Genomic DNA, 12942 nt, shown 5'->3' with positions numbered 1-12942 from the left:
CGCCCAGCACAGGCTCTTCCTTTAAAAAAGGGAAGGAATCCTTGTAGTTCCTATAAGCTAAATTATATTGTACTGTACTTCGTTAAACTCAGCAAAAGCTCCCCTCCTTGAGTAAAGGAGGGGAATTTTTCACTTGTGAAAAAAGGGGTGGTTGTGCCGGATCTAAAAAAGTAGTTCTAAAGTTTAAAACAAGAAAGAAACTCTTTCAAGATTTTGTAAGGAACGAGATACAATCGCGCACCAGATTTGGTTGCGTATAAAACCCCTCCGTCATTGCTATGCAATGTCATACTTCGACTAACGTCCAGCACAGGCTCTTCCTTTAAAAAAGGGAAGGAACTTTTTAATACGGCCTTCTGCTTCATACTTTTAAAAGCTCCCCTCCTTGAGTAAAGAAGGGGAATTTTTCACTTGTGAAAAGGGGTGGTTGTGCCGAATCTAAAAATATTGTTCTAAGATTTACAACGAGAAAAAAGCTTTTTCAGGGTTCTGAACGAAACGAGATACAATCGCGCACTAGATTTGGACAATTCTTGAGTCAACGATATTCCTAGAGGGATTTAAAATTCGTTACTCATAAATAGACAACTTGTTTTTTAATTGCCTGTTTTGTTCTTGAAGCTTTTCTACCCTTTCCAATAAATTTTCTATGGCTTCTAATCCTTCTATATTAATTTCTAGCTCGTAATGTAAACGCTTCAATTTTTCGAATCTAGGAATAAACTGGTAAGGCAAATAGTGTTTTTGTTCAATCAAAACCAGCTCTAAAAGACCACTATCGCGAAGTTGCTGTATAAAATGATGTTCCACTTGGTACACCACACAAATCTCTTTTACTTCTATATACTCTCTTTCCATCACGATCTTAGTTTTTGAAGTTCCTTAAATAAGTCCTTTTCCTTTTCGGTTAAATGAGTCGGGATTTTAACTTGGTAGGTAATGTACAAGTCTCCAAACTCTTTCTCTTTCTTATATTTAGAAAAACCTTTTCCCTTAAGTTTTACTTGAGCTCCAGATTGAGTTTCGGGCTTTAAAGTCAATTTCACTTTTCCGTCCATGGTATCTATCGTAATTTCTCCACCTAACAATGCGGTATATAAATCTACTTCTATGGTTTTATATAAGTTTGCTTTTTCTCGCTTAAAAGCGGAATTGTTATGAATATGGAAAGTAATGTATAAATCTCCTTTGGGACCACCTTCAACACCATCGCCTCCATATCCTTTAATTTTTATGGTTTGCTCATTTTCTACTCCGGCAGGAATGCTAAATCTTATTTTTTTACCGTTGACGTTAACCACCTGTTTCTGACTTTTATAAACATCGGTTAAATTAAGCTGAAGCCTTGCTTGCACATCTTGTCCTTTAAACTGCGGACTTCTATGTGCCCCCTGACTTCTAGCGCGGCCTCCAAACATTTCTTCAAAAAAGTCAGAAAACGTGTCATCCTCAAAATTACCGGAGTATTGTTCTCCGCCATTAAAACCGCCAGCTCTAGAAGATTGTTGAGAGCGCGACTGCTGCTGTCTTGCTTGCTCGTATTGCTCTGCTTGTTCCCAATTTTTACCGTGGGCATCGTATTTTTTTCGTTTTTTGGGGTCGCTTAAAACCTCGTTCGCTTCATTGAGTTGCTGAAATCTTTTTTGTGCATCGGCATCATTGGGATGTAAATCTGGATGGTGTTTTCTTGCCATCTTGCGGTAAGCTTTTTTGATTTCTGCCTGGCTAGCCGATTTATCGATTCCCAAAAGTTGATAATAATCTATAAAATCCATAGAGATAAAACTCATTTTTTTGCGCAAAGGATAGCAGTGAAAACCCCGGATGGCTTTTTAAGCCAACGGAGTTGTAACGAATAGCCTGACCCGATAGGGTTGCGCCCATATTATACTGGGTAAGATACTAAATTAAAGCTTTTAAAATTGTTAAGATACTAGCAAAATTGAAAGGAATAGTATCCAAATGAACATAAATTTATCTTCGTCTTATATGCTATATTACTGTTTTTGGCAAAAAAAGAGATGATAGTTTACTTCCACAAGCGGTATAAAATTGTTAATACTAGTTCTAAATTAGGTCAAAGACGGCTTAAAGTTTGTCTATGAGCCTACTCCAATGTACTTTTGTAGATATTTTATTACTTAAACATTTTTAACCAATGGGTGGAATTTTAAAATCGTCTGTAGCAAGAAAATTTGCTATGGCATTATCTGGACTTTTTCTTGTCTTTTTCTTACTGCAACACTTTACCATTAATATTACATCGGTCATTAGTCCCGAAATATTTAATGAGTTTTCTCACTTTATGGGAACCAACTTTGTAGTGCAAGCTATCTTACAACCTATATTGATTTTTGGTGTGGTTTTTCATTTTATTATGGGACTTACCTTAGAAATTCAAAATAGAAATGCAAGAGATATAGGGTACAAAAACTACAATGGCTCTGCTAACTCTAGCTGGATGTCTAGAAATATGATCTATTCTGGGATTGTAATTTTAGCTTTCTTAGGTTTACACTTTTATGACTTCTGGTTTCCAGAATTAGTGCATAAATATGTTGAATCCAATCCAGATGACCCTACACGTTATTATGAGGAAACGATCGCAAAATTTGAAAACCCAATAAGAGTGGGTCTTTATGTGATTTCATTCATCTTTTTGATGTTACACTTATTGCACGGTTTTGCTTCTTCCTTCCAATCGGTTGGATTTAACAACAAATATTCAAAAGCCTTACAAGGTTTCACTAAAGCCTTTGCTATTATTATTCCATTAGGGTTCATTTTTATAGCCATATTTCACTATATTAATCACCTATAATTCATAAGATTATGTCAATTTTAGACTCAAAAATACCAGAAGGCCCTTTGGCCGATAAATGGACCAAACATAAAAACGAAATTAACCTGGTAAACCCTGCCAACAAACGTAATATAGATGTGATTATGGTGGGTACAGGTTTGGCAGGAGGTAGTGCTGCTGCGACTTTGGCAGAATTAGGCTATAATGTAAAAACGTTTTGCTACCAAGATTCTCCTCGTCGTGCGCACTCTATTGCCGCTCAAGGCGGAATTAATGCTGCTAAGAACTATCAGGGAGATGGAGATTCTAACTACCGTTTATTTTATGATACCGTAAAAGGTGGAGATTACCGCTCTAGAGAAGCTAACGTTTACCGTCTTGCCGAAGTTTCTGGAAATATTATTGATCAATGTGTGGCTCAAGGAGTTCCTTTTGCGCGTGAATATGGTGGGTTATTAGACAACCGTTCTTTTGGAGGGGTGTTGGTATCTCGAACTTTTTACGCTAAAGGTCAAACTGGACAGCAACTTTTATTAGGAGCCTATTCTGCGATGAACCGCCAGATTAACCGCGGAAAGATTCAGTCTTTCAACCGTCATGAAATGATGGATTTAGTGTTAGTTGACGGAAAAGCGAGAGGAATTATTGCACGAGATATGGTAACGGGAGAAATTGAACGTCACTCGGCTCACGCTGTAGTGATTGCTTCTGGAGGATACGGAAACGTATTTTTCTTATCGACCAATGCGATGGGAAGTAATGTAATGGCAGCTTGGAGAGCACACCGTAGAGGAGCTTACTTTGCTAACCCTTGTTATACACAAATTCACCCTACTTGTATTCCAGTTTCGGGAGATCACCAATCAAAATTAACGTTGATGTCTGAGTCTCTTCGTAATGATGGAAGAATTTGGGTGCCTAAAACTAAAGAAGATGTAAAAGCAATTCGTGAAGGCAAAAAGAAGCCTACCGATTTGAGCGAAGACGAAAGAGATTACTACTTAGAAAGAAGATATCCCGCTTTTGGTAACTTAGTACCGCGTGATGTGGCTTCTAGAGCAGCCAAAGAACGTTGTGATGCTGGCTTTGGAGTAAATAAAACGGGAGCGGCAGTTTACCTTGATTTTAAGAGCGCAATTGAGCGTTACGGAAAAGAGGCCGCTTTTAAACACGGACATAAAAATCCTTCGGAAGAAGAAGTTACTAAACTAGGAAAAGAGATTATCGAATCTAAATACGGTAACTTATTCCAAATGTATCAAAAGATTGTAGATCAGAATCCATACGAAACACCAATGATGATTTACCCAGCGGTACACTATACTATGGGAGGTCTTTGGGTAGATTACAACCTACAAACCACTATTCCTGGCTGCTATGCGACGGGAGAAGCTAACTTCTCTGATCACGGTGCAAACCGTTTAGGGGCTTCGGCATTAATGCAAGGTTTAGCCGATGGTTATTTCGTGCTTCCCTACACCATTGGAGATTACCTTTCTAAAGACATTAGAACAGGAGCAATCCCAACAGATTCTGCTGAATTTGATGCTGCCGAGAAGGACGTTAGAGATAAAATTGATCGCTTGATGAAAGCGAGTGGAAAACACTCTGTAGATCATTACCACAAAATATTAGGGAAGATCATGTGGAACAAGTGTGGAATGGCCAGAAATGCGACCGACTTACAATCTGCCTTAGATGAAATTAAAGCTTTACGCGAAGATTTTTGGGCAAATGTAAAGGTGACTGGGAAAGAAGGTACCAAAAACGCCGAGCTTGAAAAAGCTGGTCGTGTAGCTGATTTCTTAGAATTAGGAGAGCTTTTTGCTAAAGATGCTTTGCATAGAGATGAATCTTGTGGAGGTCACTTTAGAGAGGAGTACCAAACGGAAGAGGGAGAAGCTTTAAGAGATGATGAAAACTTTAAATATGTAGCTGCTTGGGAATATACTGGTAACCCACGCGATGCGAGGTTACATAAAGAAGAGCTTACTTTTAATAATATTGAATTGAAAACGAGAAGTTATAAATAATTTGAAAATTTGAAATAGCTTAATTTGAATGAGCTTATTTTCAAATTTTTTAATCAAATTAGAGATATGAAACTTACACTAAAAATATGGCGCCAAGATAATGCCAAGACAAAAGGAAAGATGGTCGATTATCCTATCGACGGTATCGAGGGAGATATGTCTTTTCTAGAAATGCTAGATATACTGAATGAAGAGTTGGTAACTAAAGGGGAAGAGCCCGTAGAATTTGATCACGATTGCCGTGAAGGGATTTGTGGATCTTGTTCTTTACAAATTAACGGAGAACCGCACGGGCCAGATCGTTTAATCACGACTTGTCAACTGCATATGAGAACTTTTAAAGATGGAGAAACCATTACTATTGAGCCTTTTAGAGCAAAAGCTTTTCCTGTAATAAAAGATTTAATTGTAGACCGTTCTTCTTTTGATCGTATTCAACAAGCCGGAGGGTACGTTTCTGTAAACACTTCAGGAAATACGGTAGATGCAAATGCTACGCCCGTAAATAAAGAAAATGCAGACGACTCTTTTAACGCTGCTACTTGTATTGGTTGCGGAGCTTGTGTTGCAGCTTGTAAAAATGCTAGTGCTATGCTATTTACCTCAGCTAAAGTTTCTCAGTATGCTTTACTACCGCAAGGAGAGGTAGAGGCTGCAGAACGTGTACAAGCGATGGTAAGACAAATGGATGAAGAAGGCTTTGGTAATTGTAGTAATACAGGAGCTTGTGAAATAGAATGTCCTAAAGGAATTTCTTTAGAGAATATTGCTCGTATGAATAGAGAATATATGGGCGCTACTACAGAAGGTTAATCCGTTTAAACTATATATTTTAAAACCTCAAATTCTTTTGAATTTGGGGTTTTTTGTTTTTATTTTATTTCAAAATCAATTTTATGAAACTTCCCACTTCCAAACTTCCGCATATAGGAACTACCATATTTACCAAAATGAGTCAATTGGCGCACGAGCATCAAGCGATTAATTTATCGCAGGGCTTTCCTAATTATAGTCCAGATCCTGTGCTTTTGGAAGAAGTTTTTAAAGCTTTACAAAATGGCAAAAATCAATATGCACCTTTACAGGGAATTTTTTCTTTGCGCAAAACCTTATGCCAAAAGCTCAATACTCTTTACGGAAGCAATTACCAACCCGAAACCAACATTACCCTCACCGCTGGTGCGACTCAAGCTATTTTTACGGCTATTTCGGCTTTTATAAAAGCCGAAGATGAAGTAATTGTCTTTAAACCCGCTTACGATTGCTACGAACCTGCGATTGAACTTTACGGAGGGAAACCCGTGCTCATTCAAATGCAAGCGCCAAGCTATAAAATCGATTGGGAAGAAGTGGCTGCCAAGATTTCTTCGAAAACGAAAATGATTATTATTAATTCTCCACATAATCCCAGCGGAAAAATACTTCAGAAAAAAGATTTAGAGCAGCTTCAACAACTTGTAGAAAACACTAATATTTTTATTTTAAGCGATGAAGTCTATGAGCATTTGGTATATGACGACCAACAGCATTACAGCGTAGCGCGTTTTCCCAAATTAGCAGAACGTTCTTTTATCACTTACTCTTTTGGCAAGACCTTTCATGTGACAGGCTGGAAATTGGGCTATTGTGTAGCGCCTAAAGCCATGATGAAGGAGTTTAATAAAGTACATCAGTACAATGTCTTTTGCGTTAACCATCCCATGCAAGTAGCCATTAACAATTATTTACAGGAAGAAAAGCATTATATGCAGTTGGGAGATTTTTATCAGCAGAAAAGAGATTACTTTTTATCGCTTATCAAAGAGTCAAGATTAGAGTTTACGCCTTCAGAAGGGACGTACTTTCAGGCAGCTTCCTACAAAAATATTTCACAAGAAAAAGACACCGACTTTGCTCTAAGACTCATCCAAGAAAAAGGTTTGGCTACGATTCCCATTTCGGTGTTTAATAAGAACAAACAAGACGATCACATGCTGCGATTTTGTTTCGCCAAAAAAGATGAAACTCTAAAAGCAGCGGCCAAGATTATCAATACGCTATAAATTCTCTTTGGAGTAAAACTAATTCCGCCAGGATTATACGAAGAACGAATTGTTAAGTTATCTGCATTAGTCGCCATGAACGAATTGTCGCTTTAATAGCGTCGTCCACATACATCATAGGAAGCGCCGTCTCTTCGCTTAAAAACGAAGTATATTTTCCTCAAGCCAGAGCTAATTGTAAGTTCATAGTGTTTTCAATGCATTATCTATAAAATATTTAGACTTAATTTACTTATAGATCTAAGTTAATTATAAATATTAAATTTTATTTTAGTTTCTAGCCAAATACGTTGGCAATTCTTTAATTGCTATTTAACAAATATTTCTCAATCATTTTTGACAATTAAAGCTTCAAAAAAGTACTTTAGCAGAAATAAAAAAGTATACTAACCTAAAATTCAATTTATTATGGCTGAAATCAAAATTAAAAAGAAGGCTCCTATTTGGCCTTGGATATTGGGAATTCTCATTCTCGCAGCAATTATTTATTTCTTAGTCTTTGCCAATGATGGTACAGATGATATGGATGATGTAGATGATACTGTTACCACTACAGAACAAGTTGTAGAAAAAGATACTGTGAATCAAACCATGAGTGATACCATTCATCTTAGAGATGCTAAAGATATTAATGCTTACACTACTTTTATCTCAGATCCCAATATGACAGTCGATCATGAGTTTTCAAGTGCAGCATTAACAAAGTTGATTGCTGCTACGAAAGAAACAGCAGATGAATTAGATATTAATATTGATGCAGATTTGAATGCTGCCAATAAATTATCTAATGAAATTACTAATGATCCACAATCACTGTCTCACGCCAATAAGATAAAAGATGCAGCTGGTAATATTACCAATGCTCTAAAGACTATTCAGACTGAGAAATTTCCTCAATTAGATAGTCAATTGGAAGCAGTAAATGATGCAGTTTCAAATATTAAAGTAGATACGCCAACCTTAGACCAAAAAAATGATGTAAAAGCATTCTTTACAAAAGCTGGCGATTTATTAACTTCAATACAAAATAATTATGGACAAGAAAAATAAAAATTTATATTACCTCAATGAGCTTTCAGACTATACGGTAGAAGATGGTTATTCTGATGTTCGCGGATGGGAAGTAAAAGATAAAGACCACCGTGTTATAGGGAAAGTGGATAGTCTTTTAGTGAATAAAAATTCTGAACGCGTTGTATATTTAGACGTAGAGGTAGAAAAATCTATTATCGAAGCTAATCATAAACCCTACGGAAGCGCAGCAAATAAGGATGATGTACACGAGTTTCTTAACGATGATGGCGAAAATCATTTAATTATTCCTATTGGTTTGGCCAGATTAAATGAAGATGATAAGGTCGTTTATTCAGACAAAATAAATCATCAAACTTTTGCTGAAACGAAAAGGGTTAAGCCTAATACACCAATTGACAGAACCTATGAAAACAATGTCTTGCGCAGTTATAACCGAGAGCATAAAGAAAAATATCCTGAAGATGATTCTTTATATGAACGAGGAGAATTTACCCCTAGAAATGAGTAACTTTTAAAATAACCAAAAAAAAACCGAGGAAAATCCTCGGTTTTTTTTTGCTTATTTTTTACGGTCATATCCCATTAACCTTGCAAGTAAAATATCTCAAAAGTTATTCACTACGCAAACCTGCCAACATCGTTTTGGTCATTTTATCGATATCGTACTCGTGTTTCCAGTTCCAATCTTTTTGAGCCTGAGAATCATCTATACTTGAAGGCCAAGAATCAGCGATAGGTTGTCTAAAGTCTGGTGCGTAATCAATCTTGAAATCTGGAATTTCTTTTTGAATACTTGCTGCCAATTTTTTTGGAGTAAAACTAATTCCGCCAAGGTTATACGAAGAACGAATTGTTAAGTTATCTGCATTAGTCTCCATTAACGAAGTGGTCGCTTTAATGGCATCGTCCATAAACATCATAGGAAGCGCAGTCTCTTCGCTTAAAAAGGACGTATATTTTCCTTCTTTTAAAGCTTCGTGATAAATTTCTACTGCATAATCCGTAGTTCCTCCGCCAGGCATGGTTTTATAACTAATTAAACCTGGGTAACGAATACTTCTTACATCTACGCCATATTTATTAAAGTAATATTCACACCAACGTTCTCCGGTTTGCTTACTTATTCCGTAAACGGTCGTTGGCTCCATCACCGTAGTTTGTGGCGTATCAAATTTGGGGGTTGAAGGACCAAAAACAGCAATACTTGAAGGCCAAAAAACTTTAGATACTTTTTTATCTTTGGCTAGATTAAGGACGTTAAAAAGCGAGTTCATATTTAATTCCCAACCTCTCATCGGGAATTTCTCTGCGGTAGCGCTCAACATGGCTGCCATAAGATACACTTCCTCTACCTCGTAATGCAAAACAATATCTTCAATCGCTTTGTAGTTGGTAGCATCTAAAACTTCAAAAGGCCCAGAAGACATTAAAGACTTACTTCCTTCTCTAATATCACTAGCAATTACATTTTCATTGCCATGTTTTTCGCGCAATGCCAAAGTAAGTTCTGTTCCTATTTGCCCGCAAGCTCCTATAATTAGTGTCTTTATAGCCATAATGAGTTGAAATTTTAATTTATTTTGCACTTCTTTTTTCGCTTTTCAAAAGAACGACTTTTATACCTCAATACAAAATTGAAAAGCCTAAATTGGGCTCCTTAAAAAATTCCGTATCTTTCGGCGATATTATGTTTTTTATGGAAAACCTTAAATCTCTATTTTTTAAGTTAATGCTAATTATTCCACTCCTTTTGTGGACAAGCTGTGATGAGGATGAAAAGCAGCAAAAAGCATTGGAAAGCTTTCAAGAAAAGAAGGCAATTCAGTTAAAAGAAAATGTACAAATAGCCGATATTAAAAATGTTTCGCTTTCCGCGGAAGCGAGAGACAGCGTATCTCAATGGCCAGAATTTCTAACTTTTGAAAATGAAATTGCCGATTTGCAATATTCTAGCATCCAGGAGATTGTGAACAGCAGCAACAATCTAAAAGAAACCAGCGCTGGATTAATTTCTACGATTCCGCCAATTTTTAGAGAGGTTCCAATTAGAGCGAGAATCAATGTAATGTACACCAAAGCTAGTGTTTTGGTGCAAGAAACTTCAAAAACCAATTTTGACAACAAACTAATTACCAAAGAGGCGAAAGAGTTGATGATTGCTTTTCAGAATTTAAAAACACAATTGAATGAGGTTTTCCTTAAAACTTTGGAAGAATTTGAAGAAGAAATAGAAAAAAGAATTCAGCAACAAGACAGCATTCAGCAACTTAAAAAAGATACCATCTCATGAGAACGTTTACTTTTTTAATACTTTGTTTAGGACTAAGTTTCCAGCTCACAGCTCAAAAAACACAAAAGCAGATTAATCGCGTAGTAGATGATTGGCATCAGGCTGCAGCCGAAGCAAAATATGAAGATTACTTTTCTTTAATGACTGCAGATGCCATCTTTATTGGCACCGACCCTACCGAAAATTGAGAAAGAAAAGATTTTGAAGCTTATGCAAAACCCCATTTTGATAACGGAAAAGCTTGGAGTTTCACGTCTTTAGAACGTCACATTTTTATAGAGAAAGAAATCGCTTGGTTTGATGAATTACTAGAAACCCAAATGGGAATTTGCCGTGGTTCTGGCGTGTTGAAGAAAACAAAAAATGGTTGGAAAATCAAACACTATGTACTTTCGATTACAATTCCCAATGAACAGGTTTCTTCCGTAGTAAAACTTAAAAAAGATTTTGAATCAAAATTTATAAAAAACATAAAAATAACACCATAAACTGTAACAATTTTAATTACTCATTACTAATACCAATAAATAATCAACTCATGAAAATAACACTTAAACAAAGTTTGCTTGTCGCTGCTGCATCTTTAGCGGTTCTTTCTTGTAAAGAAGAAGGTTCTAAAACGGATAAAGACCTAGCTCAAGCCGAACAAAAAAATCCCGGGATTGAATTAGAGTATATGGATACTTTGGTAAGTCCAAAAAACGATTTTTACAATTACGTGAATGGAACTTGGATGAAAAATACCAAAATTCCTGACGAGAGAACCTCTTGGGGAGGTTTTCAAGTACTTAGACAAAGTACAGTAAAAGATGTTTTGGCCATTATTAAAAAAGCCAAAGATAGCGGTGCTTACGCGGCAGATACAGACCAAGCTAAAGCCATTTTCTTATTTGAATCTAAATTAGATATGGATGCAAGAGATAAGGCTGGTCTCACTCCGCTACAGCCTGCATTAGAAAAAATTGAATCTATTAAAAGTGTGGCTGACTTACAAGAAGTGATGGCAAAAAATCCCAACACAATTTCTACTCCGTTTTTTGGTTTAGGAGCATATTCTGATCCTTCTAATTCTGATATGAACGCTGCTTACCTTTCTACAGGAGGTTTAGGTTTACCAGATCGTGATTACTACACCAATACAGATGCAGAGTCTAAAGAAATTAGAGAAGATTACAAAGCGCATATCGCACGTATGTTACAACTTATTGGCGAGGAAGAAGCTGCGGTAAAAGAACAAGCCGATGCTATTTTAGCTTTTGAAACGCGTTTAGCTACGCCACGTTTAGATAAAGTAGAGAGTCGTGACTTTAGAAAATTCAACAATCCGCGTTCTATTGCAGAGCTTCAAAAAATGGTTCCTGCCATTGAATGGAAAAAATATTTTGATGATTTAGGCGTAGAAAAAGACATTGATACGGTAATTGTAATGCAACCAAAATATATGAAAGAGTTGCAATCTATTTTAGCCGAAGGGGATATCGAATTGATTAAAACCCTTACTCGTTGGGCAACTGTAAACGATGCTGCTGGTATGTTAACTACAGAATTGGACAAAGCCAATTGGGATTTTTACAGCAAGCGTTTAAACGGAGCTAAAAAACAATTGCCAGCAGATGAGCGTGCTTTATCTACAGTAAACAATAGCATTGGAGAAGCTTTGGGACAATTGTATGTAGATGAGAAATTTCCGCCAGAAGCGAAGGCAAAAGCCGAAGAAATGATTGCAAACGTGATTGCTTCTTATCAAGATCGTATTGAAAAATTAGATTGGATGAGCGATAGCACCAAGTTAAAAGCGATTGAAAAATTAGACAAGTTTACGGTAAAAATTGGATATCCAGATGAGTTTGAAGATTATTCCAAATTAGCAGTAAACAATGAAAATGGATATTACGCCAATATGGTTGCCGTATCTGACTGGAGTTATAAGAAAAACCTTTCTGAAATTAACGAGCCTGTAGATAAGACCGAATGGGGAATGTCTCCGCAAACAGTAAATGCTTATTTTAACCCGATGTTTAACGAGATTGTATTTCCAGCGGCGATTTTACAACCTCCTTTCTACAATTACAAAGCTGATGCTGCTGTAAACTACGGCGGAATTGGAGCTGTAATTGGTCATGAAATCTCTCATGCTTTTGATGATAGCGGAGCACGTTTTGACTCAGATGGAAACCTAAACAACTGGTGGACAGATAAAGATTTGGAAGAATTTACTAAACGTGGCGAAAAATTAGCCAAGCAATACAGTGATATTGAAGTTTTAGATTCTGTTTTTATCGACGGGAAATTTACCTTAGGAGAAAACATTGGAGATTTAGGTGGTGTTCTTGCTGCTTATGATGGTTTACAACGGTACTACAAAGAGCACGGAAGACCAGATAATATTGATGGTTATACACCAGAACAACGTTTCTTCCTTTCTTGGGCTACCGTATGGAGAACCAAAGTAAGAGATGAAGCTTTACGCTCTCAGGTAAAAACAGATCCACATTCTCCTGGAAAATACAGAGCTTATGTACCTTTACAAAATGTAGAAGCTTTTTATGAAGCTTTTGATATTAAAGAAGGAAATTCTATGTATGTAGCACCTAAAGATAGAGTTGCTATATGGTAGAGACTAGAGGCTATATTTTAGACTTTAGATGCTAGACATTAGAGACTAGAAATCAAATCAAACTTAGTTTTTTATCCACATTAATGTATCAACTGCTCGTAATTTATTGCGAGCAGTTTTTT

At 36.5% G+C, this 12942-nt stretch carries 11 protein-coding genes and 1 pseudogene; 9 read left to right on the top strand and 3 right to left on the bottom strand.

The genetic code is table 11. The annotated features are described in order from the left end of the window. Positions 1-570: 570 nt before the first annotated feature. Both RLT85_RS07830 and RLT85_RS07825 read right to left on the bottom strand, forming a co-directional pair. Positions 571-858 (bottom strand): chaperone modulator CbpM, encoded by a 288-nt coding sequence (locus tag RLT85_RS07830; protein WP_311401473.1) that lies wholly within the window; start codon positions 856-858, stop codon positions 571-573. Beyond that, complete coding sequence (locus RLT85_RS07825; protein WP_311401521.1) at positions 858-1775, bottom strand: DnaJ C-terminal domain-containing protein; 918 nt, start codon at positions 1773-1775, stop codon at positions 858-860. Before RLT85_RS07825 ends, RLT85_RS07830 begins: the two co-directional genes overlap by 1 nt. 383 nt (positions 1776-2158) lie before the next feature. Between RLT85_RS07825 and RLT85_RS07820 the strand changes: the two genes are divergently transcribed. From RLT85_RS07820 to RLT85_RS07795, 6 genes are all read left to right on the top strand, one after another. Beyond that, a complete protein-coding gene (locus RLT85_RS07820; protein WP_311401472.1) occupies positions 2159-2821 on the top strand; it encodes a succinate dehydrogenase cytochrome b subunit in 663 nt (220 codons plus the stop codon). 11 nt (positions 2822-2832) lie between these two features. Further along, positions 2833-4836, top strand: coding sequence for a fumarate reductase/succinate dehydrogenase flavoprotein subunit (locus tag RLT85_RS07815; protein WP_311401471.1), 2004 nt, complete (start codon positions 2833-2835; stop codon positions 4834-4836). A 66-nt stretch (positions 4837-4902) separates the two neighbouring features. Further along, positions 4903-5649: a succinate dehydrogenase/fumarate reductase iron-sulfur subunit gene (locus RLT85_RS07810; RefSeq protein ID WP_311401470.1), complete on the top strand. Its 747-nt coding sequence runs from the start codon at positions 4903-4905 to the stop codon at positions 5647-5649. An 83-nt stretch (positions 5650-5732) separates the two neighbouring features. Next, positions 5733-6878 carry a methionine aminotransferase gene (locus RLT85_RS07805; protein WP_311401469.1) on the top strand — a complete coding sequence of 382 codons (1146 nt, stop codon included), beginning with the start codon at positions 5733-5735 and terminating at the stop codon, positions 6876-6878. A 408-nt stretch (positions 6879-7286) separates the two neighbouring features. Beyond that, a complete protein-coding gene (locus RLT85_RS07800; protein WP_311401468.1) occupies positions 7287-7928 on the top strand; it encodes a hypothetical protein in 642 nt (213 codons plus the stop codon). Then, positions 7912-8421, top strand: a complete 510-nt coding sequence (locus tag RLT85_RS07795; protein ID WP_311401467.1) for a PRC-barrel domain-containing protein — start codon at positions 7912-7914, stop codon at positions 8419-8421. Before RLT85_RS07800 ends, RLT85_RS07795 begins: the two co-directional genes overlap by 17 nt. Positions 8422-8524: 103 nt before the next feature. On the opposite strand, the gene RLT85_RS07790 is transcribed toward RLT85_RS07795, so the two are convergent. Further along, positions 8525-9469, bottom strand: coding sequence for an NAD-dependent epimerase/dehydratase family protein (locus RLT85_RS07790; protein ID WP_311401466.1), 945 nt, complete (start codon positions 9467-9469; stop codon positions 8525-8527). Positions 9470-9609: 140 nt separating this feature from the next. On the opposite strand from RLT85_RS07790, the gene RLT85_RS07785 reads away from it, so the two are divergent. The 3 genes and pseudogenes from RLT85_RS07785 to RLT85_RS07775 all read left to right on the top strand — a co-directional run bounded on the left by RLT85_RS07785 (position 9610) and on the right by RLT85_RS07775 (position 12820). After that, on the top strand, positions 9610-10203 hold the full coding sequence (locus tag RLT85_RS07785) for a hypothetical protein (RefSeq protein WP_311401465.1): 594 nt from the start codon (positions 9610-9612) through the stop codon (positions 10201-10203). After that, positions 10200-10691: pseudogene (locus RLT85_RS07780) on the top strand (nuclear transport factor 2 family protein). Before RLT85_RS07785 ends, RLT85_RS07780 begins: the two are co-directional and overlap by 4 nt. A gap of 50 nt (positions 10692-10741) precedes the next feature. Next, a complete protein-coding gene (locus tag RLT85_RS07775; RefSeq protein ID WP_311401464.1) occupies positions 10742-12820 on the top strand; it encodes a M13 family metallopeptidase in 2079 nt (692 codons plus the stop codon). Positions 12821-12942 lie beyond the last annotated feature (122 nt).

It is taken from the genome of Mesonia ostreae (assembly GCF_031845265.1).
In the GTDB taxonomy this organism is placed as follows: Bacteria; Bacteroidota; Bacteroidia; order Flavobacteriales; family Flavobacteriaceae; genus Mesonia; species Mesonia ostreae.
This window is presented reverse-complemented; position numbering and strand designations above follow the sequence as displayed.